This window comes from Streptomyces caniscabiei (genome assembly GCF_014930365.1).
Taxonomy (GTDB): Bacteria; Actinomycetota; Actinomycetes; order Streptomycetales; family Streptomycetaceae; genus Streptomyces; species Streptomyces caniscabiei.
Window position 1 is genome coordinate 17983 of record NZ_JABXWI010000013.1, and the last position, 14328, is coordinate 32310.

Here is a 14328-nt window from a genome sequence, read left to right on the forward strand (position 1 = left end):
GACGGCACACCGTGGACGGGAGACCCCTGTGAAGGTCGGCTGCATCGGACTCGGCGACATCGCGCGGAAGGCGTATCTGCCGGTGCTCGGCACCCGACCGGGTCTCGAACTCCATCTGCAGACGCGGACGCCCGCCACCCTCACCGGTGTCGCCGACAGCCTCCACCTCCCGCCGGACCGGCGGCACACCGACCTCGACGCGCTGCTGGCCCAGGACCTCGACGCGGCCTTCGTGCACGCGCCCACCACGGCCCACCCCGAGATCGTGGCCCGTCTGCTGGAGGCGGGTGTGCCGACGTACGTCGACAAGCCCCTCGCGTACGAACTCGCCGACTCGGAACGGCTCGTACGGCTCGCGGAGGAGCGCGGCGTCGGGCTCGCCGTGGGATTCAACCGGCGTTACGCGCCCGGGTACGCGCAGTGCGCCGACCATCCGCGCGAGCTGATCCTCATGCAGAAGAACCGCATCGGCCTGCCCGAGGTCCCGCGCACGCTGGTCCTGGACGACTTCATCCATGTCGTGGACACCCTGCGGTTCCTCGTGCCGGGCGAGATCGAGGACGTGACCGTACGGGCCCGGACCGAGGACGGACTGCTGCACCACGTCGTGCTCCAGCTCTCCGGCGCCGGATTCACCGCACTCGGTGTCATGAACCGGCTCAGCGGCTCGGCGGAGGAGATCCTGGAGGTCTCCGGCCAGGACACCAAGCGACAGGTCGTGAACCTCTCCGAGGTCGTCGACCACAAGGGACAGCCGTCGATCAGACGGCGGGGCGACTGGGTGCCGGTGGCCCGGCAGCGCGGCATCGAGCAGGCCGTCCTCGCCTTCCTCGACGCGGTGCGCGCGGGCAAGGTGCTCAGCGCGCGGGACGCGCTGGCGACCCATGAGCTGTGCGAGCGGGTGGTCCGGGCGGTGGAGGACCGGTCCGCCGCCTGAGCCGTACGGCCCGTACGCCCTCGAAGGCGCCCCAGGCGAGCAGGGTCAGCAGCGCCGCGTCCACCGGCCAGTCCCCGAAGCGGACGTACGGGGTCGTGCCGCTCGCCAGCGGCACGTCGTACACGGCCGTCGTGCTCTCGTCGGTGCCGAGCCGGGGGCCGACGCGCTCGCCGTCCGGGCCGTGGACCGCCGAGACGCCGGTGAGCGTCGCGTGGGCCATCGGGCGGCCGGTCTCGGCGGCCCGCAGCGCCGCCAGCGAGGCGTGCTGCTCGGGGGCCCAGCTCTGCTGGAACGTCGAGGTCGCCGACTGCGCGAGCAGCAGCTCGGCGCCGTCCCGGGCGAGACGGCGGCTCATGTCGGGGAACGCGGACTCGAAGCAGACCATGGGGCCGATCCGCAGCCCCTTCCCGGCGTCGAACACCACCTGCTCGGTGCCGCGCCTGCGGTCCTCGCCGGCCGCCTCGCCGACGGAGGTGGCCCAGCCGAGCAGCGAGCGCATCGGGATGTACTCGCCGAAGGGGACCAGGCGCATCTTGTCGTAGCGGTCGCCGGTCGGGCCGTCGGGTCCCACGAGCACGGAACTCTTGTAGATGCCGGGCCGATCGGAGCGGCGGGCGTCCACGTTCACCAGGATGTTCGTGTCCGTCTCGCGGGCCAGCGCGGCGATCCGGTCGGAGAGGTCGGGGCGGTCGGCGAGGTCGTGACCGACACTGCTCTCGCCCCACACGATCAGGTCGAGGTCCTGTCCGGCGAGCCGCCGGGTGAGCGCCTCCTCGCGGTCGAAGCGGTTGTCGGGGCCGTCGGTCACCCCGGGCTGCACGACGGCGATCCGCGCCTCGCCCCGGACGTCGGCGCGCGGCGACCACAGCCACACCGCCGAGGTCGCGGTGGCCGTCGCGACGAGACCGGCCAGCGCCGGGGCCCGCGACCGGCGTACGGCGACCAGCACGGTGACCGCGACGTCGACGGCCACCACCAGGAAGCTGATCAGCCAGACCCCGCCGACCGAGGCCAGCCGCAGCGCGGGCTCCACCTGCCACTGGCTGGACCCCAGCAGACCCCACGGCCCGCCCAGGCCCTGCCAGGACCGGACGAGTTCGATCGCCACCCAGCCCGACGGCACGACCAGCAGCGCGGCGGCGACGCGGCCCCGCGACGGCGTCCCGGCCAGGAAACGGCGCACCAGCCAGGCCCAGGGCGCCCACAGCGCACCCAGCAGGCCGGCGATGACGAAGGTGAACACATGGAGGTTCGGCAGCAGCCAGTGGTGCATGGCCAGCATGAACGCGCCTCCGCCGAGCCAGCCGTCGTACATCGCCCGGCGGCCGGTCGGGGCCGTGCGGATGATGAGCATCCACGGCACCAGCGCGCCGTACGCCAGCCACCACAGGCCCGGTGCCGGGAACGCGAGCACGGGCAGGGCGCCGGCCCCGACGAGGGCGGCTCGTCGCCGCCATGGGGAGGCCGACCGGTCCGATGTCCGCCGCCATGGGGAGGTCACCCAGTCCGCCGTCCGCATCCAGCGCCTCCCTCCCCACCGGTCAGTCCTTCCAGTGTGCGCGCCGGGGACGATCTCCGACAGAGGGCCTGGGCGGGGTGGGGCGTGGTGGTGAGGTGGGCGGGCGCCGGGGGTGGGTGGCGGGTGGGCGCGGTCAGGCGGGGGAGGGGTGCTGGGCGGGGGTGAGGCCCTCGGGGGCGCGGCGCCACTTCTCCTGGACCACGACCTCGCGCAGGCGCCAGCCGTCCGGTGTGCGGACGAGGGCGAAGGCGTAGCGGCCGCCGCAGACGAAGTCGGGGGCGGTGGAGCCCCCGTCGTGGCCGGCGAAACGCATGGGGTTGATGTAGTCCGCCTGCACCCGGGCGGAGTCGCCGGTGTCCTGCTCCAGGAGTTCGAAGCGCACCCGCCGGTTGACGATGAGGTGCTGGCGCATGGGGAACAGCTCCATGCTCCGCGCCAGCCAAGCGGCGACCTGCGCGGCGTCGCCCTCGATCCCGCCGGCCGAGCGGTAGTCCGCGCGGCCGCGCGGCGCGAACAGGTCCCGGTACGCCGCCCAGTCCCCGTCGTCCACGGCCACCGCGTACTCGGTGATCAGGCCGTCGACGGCGAGCCGGTCCATCACGGTCGCTAGCTCCACACGCTGCGTCATCGGCTCAGTCTTGGGGCAGCACACGCGCCACGCCAAGAGGCGTGCGGTCGGATGGGGGATATGTCCGGGACGCGCGGGGTGCCCGGCGTCAGACCGGCACTCGCTGTCGGTCCGACGCCGGGCGGCGTGGCGGCCGTGGCCATTACCCCTGTGAGCCGGCGTGCCTGTCGTTCGAGGGGAGGTGGGGGACGGCGGAGCCGGGGTCGAAGCCTGCGAAGGCCAAGCCGATCACGAAGCCTGCCACCTCCTCCAACTGGTGGACCCGGTCCAGCTTCCCCAGAGTCGCCGGAACCCCGCCGACGTCACGGACCAGGTCACCGACGACGTGCAGGGCGGTCGCATCGTCGCCGCACATCGCCACCGTCACGCGGGACTGGCCACGACCGGGCAGGCTCGTCCACCGGGCGGCGGGAAAGAGATGGAACGCCTTCACGACCCAGGCTCCCGGAGCAAGTCCGGCGATCCGCCCCGCCATCGTCTCGCCGTGCTCGGTGAGCAGGGTGCCGACGCCATGCGTAACGGCGTTCGTGGGATCGATCAACGGCATCCCCCGGAGCACGCCATCGGACGCGCCCACCATCCCCAGCATCTCTTCGACACCGTCCCAGGACACAGCGAGGAGCACCGCATCGCGCCCGGTGACCGCCTCACGCGGTGCGACAGCGAGCACTTTGTGCTCCAGCCGCTCAGCGAGCTTCTCCGCCTTGACCAGCGATCGTCCGCCGATCACCACCTCATGTCCCGCACGTGCCCAGCCCTCTCCCAGCGCCGCCGCCAGTGTCCCTGTTCCCAGGATCCCGATGCGCATCTGTCCGTGCCTCTCCCCTGGTTGTCGGTCAGTTGGTCACGGTAGGAGAGGCGTTGTGCACCGATCGGTGCGTGACGGCGCGCGATGATGGACGGCGAGATGACTGATCACGACGCCCACTGCTATGAGGTGGTCGCCGATTGCCGTTTGCGCGCGGCCACCGATCTCTTCGGCCATACCTGGGATCCCGCCGTACTGGCGGCGCTTCGCTCGGGTCCGCTCCGGCGCCGCGAGTTGCACGCCGCGATCGGCGGCATCAGCGACAAGGTGCTGACCGACTCCTTGCATCGCCTGCTCGCGAGCGGACTGATCGAGCGCCACGCCTATGCCGAGGCCCCACCACGCGTCGACTACGCCCTGACCGGCTTGGGACAGAGCCTGGTCGAGGGCCCGATGATGGCGCTCGGACGCTGGGCGATCGAGCACGGTGACGAACTCCTCGAAGCACAGGAGAGCAGTACCGCGAGAGGGTTGTGAGCGAGACGCGACCTGGTTCGCCGATCTCTTCGGTAGATGTCGCGCCCCGTGCGTTAGCCTCTCGAACCGTGTCCGACCTCCCCGACTTTCATGACGCGGCCATCGACGCGATGGTCAGTCACGCCGGCCGCTCGACGCTTCCCTTCCAGCGAGCGAACCGGGATGAACAACACGCCACGGCCTTCTGGTTCAACGAGCTCGTGGAGACGACCGGCGAGGAGGAGGTCGTCCGCCAGTACCTGGTGACCGCCAGTGGGCCGGCGAGCGTGGAGTTGGCCGAGTTCACCCTGCGCCCGGACCTGTGCACGCCCGTGATGAGCGCGGAGAAGCTGATGATGATCGACTTCGCGGAGGGGTGGACTCATCTCGGCGACTTGGGGGTGGCGGTCATGCCCACCACCGGATTGCACGCGTACAGCGCCCGCAAGGGGTGGAGTTGGACGACCGACGAGATCACCGACGGCATCGCCGCCACCGAAGAGGACATCGCCGACCTCGGTGAGGCTCCGATCGCGGCCTACGTGCTGGGCCACATCACCGAGGGCGGTGACCGGGAACAGGCTGTCGTGGTCGGCCGGGTTGCGCGCACCGGCGACGGCACCATTCAGTGGGTCGGAGACCTGCCTCAAGGGTGCGTGGGTGCACCGGTGTTCATCGGCGCCGGCCTCGGCGGCAACCGTTTCAAGCTGGTCTGCGTCGGCGTGGCGGTGCTCTACGACGGTCAACACGGGGTTGTCCCCTTCGATCGCATCCGCGCCGCTCTGAAGGCCCTCCCCTCGGCGGTCCCGCCAGCCTTTGACGGGACCGCAGCTCGTCCTCGGACGATCGAGCCGAAGCGGCGCTGGTGGCAGCGACGCGGCTGATGCGGCTCAGCCTCCGCAGAGCCACCGTCCTCGTCCAGGCTGGGCCTGTCGCGGCGCGGGCGGGCTGCGTGATCAGTGGGGGCGGGGGGCGAGCAGTGTGCAGACCGCGTTCTCCTCGATGGTGCGGAGTCTCTCCAGGAGAGCGGGGGCCAGGGTTCTGTTCACCTGGGTGGTGAGCGAGAAGGTGAGGGATCTGCGGCCGTCGGGGGTCGCGGCGATCAGCTGGGTGTACCCGGGGAAGTTCCCGGTGTGGCCGAGGACCACCCCGCAGCGCGTGTCGTAGCGGAAGATGGCCAGTCCCGCCCTGTTGCGGCCGGGGCCCGCCGGTTCGGACGACCCCTCGATCCAGCGGCGCTGCTCGCGCAGGACCGCTCTCGACGTCAGCTCCCCGGCGGCGTAGCCCCGGATGAACCGCGTCATGTCACGCGGGGTGGAGACGATTCCGCCCGAGGCCCACACCCCGGACGCGCTGAGCGCCTCGCTGACGTCCTCCGGCGGCGCGGGCGGCTCGACGGCGTACCCGTGCATGTACGGCTCCGGCATCTCGTACCCCAGGGGAAGGCTGGTGTCGGTCAGCCCGAGGGGGCGGTGGACGATCCGGCGGAGGAGGTCCTCGTACGGCTTGTGGGTCGCGGCCTCCGCCATCAGGGCCACGGCGATGTTGTCGGAGTTGGAGTACTGGTACCGGGAGCCCGGGGCGAAGCGCAGCGGTTCGTCCGCGACGAAGTCCAGCAGCCGGCGGGGGTCGAAGGTGCGGCGCGGGTCGGCCAGGAGCAGGTCCAGGAACTGCCGGTCCTCGCTGTAGTCGGGCAGTCCGCTGGTGTGGTTCAGCAACTGCCTGAGGGTGACCGCGCCCCAGGCGTCCGGCAGCCGGGGGAGGGTGTCGCCGAGGGTGCTGTCGAGGGAGAGTTCGCCCTGCTGCACGAGGCGGAGCGCGACGGCGCCGCTGAACGCCTTCGCCGTGCTGGCGATGCGCATGTGGTCGGTGGGCTCGATCGGGCGGCCCGACTCCAGGTCGGCGACACCGGCCCGCAGGACGTGTGGTCTGCCGTCCCGTTGCAGTACGACGATCACCCCCGGCGGTCCTCCGGGGGTGTCCACCAACTCTTCGAGCTGCCGTTGCAGGGCGCGCTCGCCCCGGCCGTCGCCACCCCCGCCGACACGCCCGTCGGCGACGGCGCCCGCTGTCGGCGCGAGGAGCAGACCGCTGAGGCAGGAGGCGCCGAGCAGGGCGACGAGGGAGGGGCGCAGACGGGGACGCGGACGGAGGCGGGGGCGGCGACGAGGACGGGGGTGGCGGGGGCGCGCGCCTCCATCGGGCTGAGTGTCGGTGTGCGGGCGGGAGGCGGGCGTGCGTGGTGGCATGAGGGTTCCGTGAGGCTCGGCGGGCAGGGGCCCCCTCAGCATCGGCCGGGATCACGACCCGCCGCGCGCGGGCTTGCGCTGTCCGGCGCAGCGGCCGCGCCGGCCGTTCTCCGTGGCGGGGCGGCAGACGCGCCCGGTCGGTCAGCGGGCCGCGAACTGCGCGCCGGTCCGCTGGACGACGTCCGGCCGCACCGGGAGGCCCTCCACGGTCAGCTGCTCCCCGTAGATGTCGGTGATCCGGAGCGCGCCACCGCACCCGCCGCCCTGCTCGGAGAGGAAGTAGTTGTACTCGGTGCGCGGCAGTGGGGTCCAGGCACCGCCGGAGCGGACCTCGAGCCGGGCCACCGGGTTCCGGTGTCCGAGCACCTGGATGCCGCACCAGTACTGGCTGGACCCGGTCTTGTACCGGATCGAGAGGGTGTCGGAGGTGGCGGGGCTCAGCAGGCTCCAGGTGATCGGTATCTCGCCCCGCGAGGGCGCGGCGAGCTTGGCGAACGCCTCGGCGCTGAGGTCGAGCTGGCCGGGCCGGCAGGGGGACGGGCACTCGTTGGTGACGCGGACCGTGACGGCGGCGCCGCCCGCGCGGACGCGCACATACGCTCCGCAGGCCTTGGACACCTCGTAGTCGGTGGTGTTCATCGCCGCCGTCATGACGTCGTCGCTCGCGCCGAACGAGCAGGCGCCGCCCTCGCCGGTGCCGGCGTCGTAGAAGGTGGCGACCCCCTGGTAGTCGACCCCGGGGCGGATCCGTCCCGCCAGCTGTCCCGAGGCGGATCCGGAGCGTCCGGTGGCGGCGGTCGCCGGCCGGGTGGGCTCGGGGCTCGGGGTCGCCGACGGGGTGCTCTTCGACGCCGACGGGGACGGGGACTTCGAGGGGGTGGGGGAGGGCTTCTTCTTCCGCTCCGGTGCGTCGGAGGGCGGCGCGGACGTCCGGGTGGTGGCGGCGACGGGGGTCGCCCCGGCCTTTCCGGCTGCCTCGGTGTCGGTGTCGCGGTCGGGGCCGAAGGCGATGACGAGCGATGCGGCGAGCCCGACGGCCGCCACGGCGGCGGCGGAGACGAGGGCGGTGCGGCGCCTGGGGCGGCGGGCGGAGCGGTGGGAACGGGCTGCCACGTTCAAGTCCTTCTGTTCCGTGCCTGGTTCGGGAGAAAGCGTGATGCGTGTGGGGCTCGCGTGAAAGGAGCTTGCCACTCATGGGTTGCCGCCGGGGCCGGAATGGTTGCCTTCGAGGTGCGGCGGGCGCGAAGCTGCGATCGTAGGATGATCGATCGTTTGAGTTCGGCTGGGTTCGTCGGGGAGGTCGGGATGTCACGTCCGGTCACGGTGGTCACGGGTGGAAGCCGGGGGATCGGTGCCGCGACCTGCCTGCGGCTCGCGGCGGACGGTCACGACGTGGTCGTGGGATACGTGAACGACGGGGCCGCCGCCGAGTGGATCGCCACGGGGGTACGGGCGAACGGGGCGCGCTGTGTCACCGTCCGGGCCGATACGTCGGTGGAGGCCGATGTGGACCGGCTGTTCGATACGGCGGCGGAGCGGATCGGCTCCGTGACGGGGCTGGTCAACAACGCCGGGGTGACGGGCCCGTTCGGGCGGCTGGCGGACACCGACACGGAGGTGCTGCGCCGTGTGGTGGAGGTCAACCTCCTCGGTGTGCTGCTGTGTTCGCGCCGGGCGGCCCGGGCGATGGCGGCCTCGGGGAGCGGGGTCATCGTGAACGTGTCCTCGGCGGCGGCCACGTTGGGCAGTCCCGGCGAGTACGTGCACTACGCGGCGACCAAGGCCGCGGTGGACACGCTGACGACCGGGCTGGCCAAGGAGCTCGGTCCGGACGGCATCCGGGTCAACGCGGTCGCGCCCGGGGTGATCGACACGGAGATCCACGCGCGGATGGGGGATCCGGAGCGGGCCGATCGAATCGCCGCGTCCGTGCCGCTGCGGCGGCCGGGGCGTGCGGATGAGATCGCCTCAGCGATCGCGTGGTTGATGTCGGCCGAGGCGTCGTACACGACGGGGGCGGTGCTGAGGGTGTCGGGGGGTCGGTGAAGCGCCGTTGGGGCCTGGTCACTGGCCGACTGCGGGGTGTACGTGGTTGCTCGCGCAGTTCCCCGCGCCCCTTTCAGGGCGCGGTTCGGTCCGCCGGTGGTGCAAGTCCCGCTGTCTGTCGCGGAGTTGCTCGAACGCCGTCGGTCTCGGGCGGTGGCGCAGGAACTGCTTGATGCGGGAGGCGCATCGGAGCGGATCCGCGCGGCCCGTGTCGCACTCGATGTCGTAGAGGCCGTGGGCGTGCACCTGGTCCAGCTGTCGGGCCGCGAGCCCCAACGGCCGGTCACCGCGCTCCCGTTCACGCCGCGCGAGCTCCGCACGTCCGCAGTGCACGCCGACGAAGACGACGTCCTGGGGCACGAACAGGTCGAGACAGTCCCGCAGGCGCCATTCCTCGCTCAGGACGTGGTCCATGACGACGTTGTTGCCGGCGGCGGCCATGCCGGCGACCGCCCGGTGGTAGCCCCGCCAGGTGCGGTGCAGGACGGTGGCGAGCTGTTCCGGGGGCAGCTGCTGACGCGTCCGCATGGCGTGGAACGCGTCGACCGGGATGTGGAAGTACGGCTCGTCGAGGATGCGCAGCAGCTCCGTCGCGATGCTCGACTTCCCCGAACTGGACGTGCCGTTCAGGAAGATGATCACGCGGCCTCGATCACGTCTCCCCGTGTCGCCGCCGCCCATTGCACGACCAGCAGCTCGTACTCCGCCCGCTCCTGCGCCGACAGTGACGCGCCCGCGTGGCGCCACAGCGCTCTGATCCTGTCGTTCAGGTCGTCGGCGGACCGCACGGAACCACGGGCGGGGGAATCGGGGGACATGCCGAACAGAGTAGGCGCCGGGACTGACAGTGCGCTACCGGGCGGCTACGGATGCAGTATGTGGTTGGTCACGGAAGGGAGTTGGGGGAGGTACGGGCCGTCCGGGGCGGAGCCGGGTCAGCTCCCCGACTCGCCCGCGTGCGGGCTCAACACGCCCATGGAGACCAGGACGACGATGACGATGCCGAGGGCGATGCGGTACCAGACGAACGGCATGAAGCTCTTGGTGGAGATGAACTTCATGAACCAGGCGATGACCGCGTAGCCGACGAAGAAGGCGATGACCGTGGCGAAGATCGTCGGGCCCCAGGAGACGTGCCCGCCCTCCATCGCGTCCTTCAGCTCGTAGCCGCCCGAGGCGATCACGGCCGGGATGGCGAGGAGGAAGGAGTAGCGGGCGGCGGCCTCGCGCTTGTAGCCCATGAGCAGGCCACCGCTGATCGTGGCGCCCGAGCGGGAGACACCGGGGATGAGGGCCATGGCCTGGCAGAGGCCGAAGATCAGACCGTCCTTGACGCTGAGCTGTTCGAGGCTCTTGCGCTCCTTGGCGGCGCGGTGCTTGCCACCGGTCTCGTCCCGCGCGGCGAGGCGGTCCGCCACGCCCAGCACGATGCCCATGACGATCAGCATGGTCGCCGTGAGCCGCAGATCACGGAAGGGGCCCTCGATCTGGTCCTTGAGCGTCACACCGAGGAGACCGATGGGGATGGAGCCGACGATGACCAGCCAGCCCATCTGGGCGTCGTGGTCGGCGCGCATCTCCTTGTTGAACAAGGAGCGGGACCAGGCCGAGATGATGTTGGCGATGTCCTTGCGGAAGTAGATCAGCACGGCGGCCTCGGTGCCGATCTGGGTGATCGCCGTGAAGGCCGCTCCCGGGTCCTCCCAGCCGGAGAAGGCCGCGGTCAGGCGCAGGTGCGCGCTGGAGGAGACGGGGAGGAACTCGGTCAGCCCCTGGACGAGTCCGAGGATGAGGGATTCAAACCAAGACATGAAGTTACGTGGTCCAAGCGCTGATCGTGGAGGGCCGACGGAAGACGTGCCGCGCCGCGGGGCGGGTGATCACAGGTGCTGGGGGCAGCCTAGCGCCCCTTGATGACAGGGCTGGCACAGGGGTTTGGCGGGGCGGGCCGGGGCCCCGGCGGAGGCGGTGCGGGGGACGGGTGGACCACGCGCCGTCCGAGGCGTGGAACGGCTGGATCGGCGGTGTTGACCAGTCACTATGTCCGCACATACGTTGCTGGCGAGGGAAAGCGCTTGCAGTGCCGAGGGTCACCGTTCCGCCGGAGCCCCCGCCACCAGGCGTCCGCCACCGTCCGATGTCACGTTCGATGGAGTGCTGATCACGTCCATGCCCACACCCAGCAGCGACCCGAGCCCGACTCCGGACCACGGCCCAGGCCGTTCCCCGGCCCCGCTGACCGGCCGGCGTGTCCGGGCCGCGATCGTCGGCATCGGCGCCATCGGCGGCGGCTCCCATCTGCCCGCGCTCGCGCGCCTCGCCGAGGAGGGCGAGACCGAGGTCGTCGCGGCCGTCGACATCGATGCCGACGCGGTGGCCAAGTTCTGCGCGGAGCACGGCATCCCGCACGGCTACACCGACCTGGACCGCATGCTGGCGGAGCAGCGGCCCGACCTGGTCAGTATCTGCACCCCGCCGACCCTGCACCGCGATCAGACGATCGCCGCGCTGCGGGCCGGCGCCTGGGTGTGGTGCGAGAAGCCGCCGGTGCCGACGCTCGCCGACTTCGACGCGGTCGAGGCGGAGGAGGGCGCGGAGACCGGGGGTCCGTACGCCTCGATCGTCTTCCAGCACCGCTTCGGCTCCGGCGCGCGGCACGTGCGGCGGCTGATCGACGAGCGGAGCCTCGGGCGGCCGCTCGTCGCGCACTGCCAGACCACCTGGTACCGGGACACCGCCTACTACGCCGTCCCCTGGCGCGGCCGCTGGGCCACCGAGGGCGGCGGGCCCGCCATGGGGCACGGCATCCATCAGATGGACCTGCTGCTCGATCTGCTCGGCCCGTGGAGCGAGGTCCGCGCCATGGCCGGGCGGCTGGTCCACGACGTGGAGACCGAGGACGTCTCCACGGCCCTGGTGCGCTTCGAGAGCGGCGCGCTGGCCACCGTCGTCAACAGCGTCCTCAGCCCCGACGAGGTCAGCCGCATCCGTATCGACTGCGAGCGCGCCACCGTCGAGCTGACGCATCTGTACGGCCACTCCAACGCCGACTGGACCGTCACCCCCGCCCCCGGCACCCCGGAGGCGGACGCGGCGGCCTGGCGGGACTTCGGCGAGGACGTGCCCAGTTCGCACCTGGCCCAGCTGCGCGAGCTCGTGGCGAGCATGCGCGCGGGCGAGCGTCCGCGCAGCAGCGGCGCCGACGGGCGGACGAGCCTGGAGCTGATCGCCGCCCTGTACAAGTCGGCGTTCACGGACGCGACCGTACGGCGTGGCGAGATCGGACCCGGGGACCCGTACTACACGGCCATGCACGGCGGCGCCCCCGGCTGGGCGCCCGGAACCGTCCAGGTGTCCGTCGACGCGAGCCCCGTCGGCACGGGCTCCGTCGGCACGAGTGAGGAGATCACCGCATGACCTTCCACGACGGGCTGCGCGTGGTCCACGCCCACGGCGACCGGATCACGGTCACCGAACCCAGCACGGGCGTCGAGCTGTTGAGCTACGTCTACCGGCCGGAGACGGCCTGGGAGGCCCCGAAGCCGTATCTGCACCCGATCCGGACGCTGGCCGGCGACGTCGTCACCGACTTCCGCCCCAACGACCACCGCTGGCACAAGGGCCTCCAGCTGACGGCCTCGCACCTGTCGGGCCAGAACCTGTGGGGCGGCAACTCCTATGTCCACGGCGAGGGTTATCTGCCGATCCCCCAGCGGGTCGGCTCGATGGCGCACGTCGGCTTCGACGTCGTCGAGTCGGACGGCGAACGGGTCGTGATCGCCGAGCGGCTGACCTGGCACCCGTACTCCGGCGAGCTGTGGGCCGACGAGGAGCGCCGGATCGAGATCCACGACGTGGACACCGAGTCCGGATCGTGGGCGCTGACCTGGACGAGCGCGATCACCAACCGCCGCGACGAACCGCTGCTGTTCGGCAGCCCGACCACCGCGGGCCGGGAGATGGCCGGCTACACCGGTCTGTTCTGGCGCGGTCCGCGCGCCTTCCGGGACGGGCGGATCATCGGGCCCGACGGTGAGGGGCCCCGGCTGATGGGCGAACAGGCGCCCTGGCTGGCGTACTCGGGCGAGCACGACGGCACCGACGGCCACGCCACGCTCGTCTTCGCGCACGCCCCCGAGAACGACCACACCGGGGCCGAGGGCGCCCACCCGGCGCACTGGTTCGTCCGCAACGAGCCGTTCGCCGCCGTCGCCCCCTCCTGGGCGTTCTTCGAGGAGCTGGAGCTGGCCCCGGGCGAGACGCTCACCCGCCGCTACCGGGTCGTCGTGGCGGACGGTTCCTGGGAGCGGGAGGAGATCGCCAAGTACCTGGAGGCGCACCCGTGGTGAGCGGCTACGAGGGACTGCCGGGCGGAGTCGCCCTGTCGCACCTGTCCGTGTACGACTGGCCGGCGGCGGACGGGGTCTGCGGCGGCACCCCCCATATGCACCTGACCTGCTCGGAGGCGTACGTCGTCACCGGCGGGCGCGGGGCCGTGCAGACCCTGACGGCCACCGGGTACGAGGTCACGCCGCTGGCGCCCGGGACGGTCGCCTGGTTCACGCCCGGCACCATCCACCGGCTGGTCAACGAGGACGACCTGCGCATCACCGTCCTCATGCAGAACAACGGGCTCCCGGAGGCGGGCGACGCGGTCCTCACGCTGCCCCCGGAGTACCTGACCGATCCGGAGACGTACGCGGCGGCCACCCGTATCCCGCTGGACGCGCCGGAGGAGGAGCGGGAGCGCGTCGCCCGCGCCCGGCGCGACCTCGCCCTGGAGGGCTACCGGGCGCTGCGGGACGCGTCCGGGCCCGAGCCGCTCGCCGCGTTCCACCGGGCCGCCGCGGCGCTCGTACGGCCCCGGCTCGCGCAGTGGCGGGCGCGGTGGGAGCGGGGTGCGCGGGCGGCTGCCGCCGCGACCGGGGAGCAGCTCGACCGGTTGGAGCGGGGGGACGTGTCCCATCTGACCGATGCCGGGGTGTGGGCCGAGAAGCCTTCCGAGTCCGGGAAGTTCGGGATGTGTGGGCGGTTGGACGTCTACAGGGGGGACTGAGCAGGGGGTTCCGGGCGCCTAGGAGCCCGGGGAGTGCTGTGGTCGGGCGGCTGCGGGTGGTGTGTGGTTGCCCGCGCTGTTCCCCGCGCCCCTACGGGGCGCTCGTGGTCGGGCCCTTCACCGACCAGCCCGGGGTCTGCGGGTGGGCCTTGAGGTCCTCGTGGTGGACCTCTGTGCCGCAAGCCGCGCAGGTGACCGTGGGGGCCAGTGTCTTGCCGCAGGCGTGTTCGATCACCATGGGGCGGTCGCCGTCGGTGCGGAGATGGCGGTCGCCCCACGCCATGAGGGTCATCAGGACCGGCTCCAGTTCGAGCCCCGCCCGGGTGGGCCGGTACTCGTAGCGCCGCGGGCGCTCGTGGTAGGCGTGCTTGTCCAGGACGCCCGCGTCCACCAGGCGCCTCAGGCGGGTCGCCAGCACGTCGCGCGGCGCCCCGATGTTGCGGACCAGCTGGTCGAAACGGCCGTTGCCGAGGCAGACCTCGCGCAGGACCAGCAGGGAGTACTTCTCACCGACGATCGCCAGGGTGTCGGCGATGGAACAGGGGCGCGGATCTCCGGAGGCGGGCATGCGCCCAGTCTAGAGGAGGGTTTGTTTTTCCAACTCACGGGATTATGGTGAGTTCGGAAAT

15 protein-coding genes and 1 pseudogene are annotated in these 14328 nt (G+C 72.0%); 7 read left to right on the forward strand and 9 right to left on the reverse strand.

Features of this window, described 5'->3' with window-relative positions; translation table 11 throughout:
- Positions 1-28: 28 nt before the first annotated feature.
- Positions 29-937, forward strand: coding sequence for a Gfo/Idh/MocA family protein (locus tag HW837_RS32325; RefSeq protein WP_045563190.1), 909 nt, complete (start codon positions 29-31; stop codon positions 935-937).
- Here HW837_RS32325 and lnt read toward each other — a convergent pair.
- From lnt to HW837_RS32340, 3 genes and pseudogenes are all read right to left on the reverse strand, one after another.
- Entirely contained in the window at positions 858-2456 is a 1599-nt protein-coding gene (lnt, locus tag HW837_RS32330) for an apolipoprotein N-acyltransferase (protein WP_045563191.1), read from the reverse strand. The genes HW837_RS32325 and lnt overlap by 80 nt on opposite strands.
- A 133-nt stretch (positions 2457-2589) precedes the next feature.
- Entirely contained in the window at positions 2590-3084 is a 495-nt protein-coding gene (locus HW837_RS32335) for a nuclear transport factor 2 family protein (protein WP_193380853.1), read from the reverse strand.
- 142 nt (positions 3085-3226) lie between these two features.
- A pseudogene (locus HW837_RS32340) lies at positions 3227-3898 on the reverse strand (NADPH-dependent F420 reductase); the annotation flags it as partial.
- A gap of 93 nt (positions 3899-3991) precedes the next feature.
- Between HW837_RS32340 and HW837_RS32345 the strand changes: the two are divergent.
- Together HW837_RS32345 and HW837_RS32350 are read left to right on the forward strand one after the other, a co-directional pair.
- Positions 3992-4369 carry a winged helix-turn-helix transcriptional regulator gene (locus HW837_RS32345; protein WP_193380854.1) on the forward strand — a complete coding sequence of 126 codons (378 nt, stop codon included), beginning with the start codon at positions 3992-3994 and terminating at the stop codon, positions 4367-4369.
- A 68-nt stretch (positions 4370-4437) separates the two neighbouring features.
- A complete protein-coding gene (locus HW837_RS32350; protein WP_093789671.1) occupies positions 4438-5232 on the forward strand; it encodes a hypothetical protein in 795 nt (264 codons plus the stop codon).
- 72 nt (positions 5233-5304) lie between these two features.
- On the opposite strand, the gene HW837_RS32355 is transcribed toward HW837_RS32350, so the two are convergent.
- Together HW837_RS32355 and HW837_RS32360 are read right to left on the reverse strand one after the other, a co-directional pair.
- Complete coding sequence (locus HW837_RS32355; RefSeq protein WP_093789672.1) at positions 5305-6597, reverse strand: serine hydrolase domain-containing protein; 1293 nt, start codon at positions 6595-6597, stop codon at positions 5305-5307.
- 141 nt (positions 6598-6738) lie between these two features.
- Positions 6739-7710 carry an expansin EXLX1 family cellulose-binding protein gene (locus HW837_RS32360; protein WP_193380855.1) on the reverse strand — a complete coding sequence of 324 codons (972 nt, stop codon included), beginning with the start codon at positions 7708-7710 and terminating at the stop codon, positions 6739-6741.
- 192 nt (positions 7711-7902) lie between these two features.
- On the opposite strand from HW837_RS32360, the gene HW837_RS32365 reads away from it, so the two are divergent.
- A complete protein-coding gene (locus tag HW837_RS32365) occupies positions 7903-8643 on the forward strand; it encodes a glucose 1-dehydrogenase (protein WP_045563196.1) in 741 nt (246 codons plus the stop codon).
- An 18-nt stretch (positions 8644-8661) separates the two neighbouring features.
- Here the strand turns inward: HW837_RS32365 and HW837_RS32370 are convergent, their stop codons facing one another.
- The 3 genes from HW837_RS32370 to HW837_RS32380 form a co-directional block, all read right to left on the reverse strand.
- A complete protein-coding gene (locus HW837_RS32370) occupies positions 8662-9324 on the reverse strand; it encodes a chloramphenicol phosphotransferase CPT family protein (RefSeq protein ID WP_193380856.1) in 663 nt (220 codons plus the stop codon).
- Positions 9282-9461, reverse strand: coding sequence for a hypothetical protein (locus HW837_RS32375; protein WP_045563197.1), 180 nt, complete (start codon positions 9459-9461; stop codon positions 9282-9284). Before HW837_RS32375 ends, HW837_RS32370 begins: the two co-directional genes overlap by 43 nt.
- A 117-nt stretch (positions 9462-9578) precedes the next feature.
- Positions 9579-10454 (reverse strand): undecaprenyl-diphosphate phosphatase, encoded by an 876-nt coding sequence (locus tag HW837_RS32380; protein ID WP_045563198.1) that lies wholly within the window; start codon positions 10452-10454, stop codon positions 9579-9581.
- A 358-nt stretch (positions 10455-10812) separates the two neighbouring features.
- On the opposite strand from HW837_RS32380, the gene HW837_RS32385 reads away from it, so the two are divergent.
- The 3 genes from HW837_RS32385 to HW837_RS32395 are packed head-to-tail and all read left to right on the forward strand — an operon-like array spanning position 10813 to position 13699.
- Positions 10813-12060 (forward strand): Gfo/Idh/MocA family protein, encoded by a 1248-nt coding sequence (locus HW837_RS32385; RefSeq protein WP_177261835.1) that lies wholly within the window; start codon positions 10813-10815, stop codon positions 12058-12060.
- Positions 12057-12992: a DUF6807 domain-containing protein gene (locus HW837_RS32390; RefSeq protein ID WP_093789676.1), complete on the forward strand. Its 936-nt coding sequence runs from the start codon at positions 12057-12059 to the stop codon at positions 12990-12992. The genes HW837_RS32385 and HW837_RS32390 overlap by 4 nt, the downstream gene beginning before the upstream one ends.
- Positions 12986-13699: a cupin domain-containing protein gene (locus HW837_RS32395; protein ID WP_093789677.1), complete on the forward strand. Its 714-nt coding sequence runs from the start codon at positions 12986-12988 to the stop codon at positions 13697-13699. The genes HW837_RS32390 and HW837_RS32395 overlap by 7 nt, the downstream gene beginning before the upstream one ends.
- Positions 13700-13790: 91 nt before the next feature.
- Here HW837_RS32395 and HW837_RS32400 read toward each other — a convergent pair whose 3' ends face one another.
- A complete protein-coding gene (locus HW837_RS32400) occupies positions 13791-14267 on the reverse strand; it encodes a winged helix-turn-helix transcriptional regulator (RefSeq protein WP_045563202.1) in 477 nt (158 codons plus the stop codon).
- Between the last annotated feature and the right edge of the window lie 61 nt (positions 14268-14328).

What these genes read in the sequence shown, in the direction of transcription:
- lnt (WP_045563191.1), bottom strand. Translation starts at nt 2,456, where the DNA reads ATGCGGACGGCGGACTGGGTGACCTCCCCATGGCGGCGGACATCGGAC.
- HW837_RS32335 (WP_193380853.1), bottom strand. Translation starts at nt 3,084, where the DNA reads ATGACGCAGCGTGTGGAGCTAGCGACCGTGATGGACCGGCTCGCCGTC.
- HW837_RS32345 (WP_193380854.1), top strand. Translation starts at nt 3,992, where the DNA reads ATGACTGATCACGACGCCCACTGCTATGAGGTGGTCGCCGATTGCCGT.
- HW837_RS32355 (WP_093789672.1), bottom strand. Translation starts at nt 6,597, where the DNA reads ATGCCACCACGCACGCCCGCCTCCCGCCCGCACACCGACACTCAGCCC.
- HW837_RS32365 (WP_045563196.1), top strand. Translation starts at nt 7,903, where the DNA reads ATGTCACGTCCGGTCACGGTGGTCACGGGTGGAAGCCGGGGGATCGGT.
- HW837_RS32370 (WP_193380856.1), bottom strand. Translation starts at nt 9,324, where the DNA reads ATGGGCGGCGGCGACACGGGGAGACGTGATCGAGGCCGCGTGATCATC.
- HW837_RS32375 (WP_045563197.1), bottom strand. Translation starts at nt 9,461, where the DNA reads ATGTCCCCCGATTCCCCCGCCCGTGGTTCCGTGCGGTCCGCCGACGAC.
- HW837_RS32380 (WP_045563198.1), bottom strand. Translation starts at nt 10,454, where the DNA reads ATGTCTTGGTTTGAATCCCTCATCCTCGGACTCGTCCAGGGGCTGACC.
- HW837_RS32385 (WP_177261835.1), top strand. Translation starts at nt 10,813, where the DNA reads ATGCCCACACCCAGCAGCGACCCGAGCCCGACTCCGGACCACGGCCCA.
- HW837_RS32390 (WP_093789676.1), top strand. Translation starts at nt 12,057, where the DNA reads ATGACCTTCCACGACGGGCTGCGCGTGGTCCACGCCCACGGCGACCGG.
- HW837_RS32400 (WP_045563202.1), bottom strand. Translation starts at nt 14,267, where the DNA reads ATGCCCGCCTCCGGAGATCCGCGCCCCTGTTCCATCGCCGACACCCTG.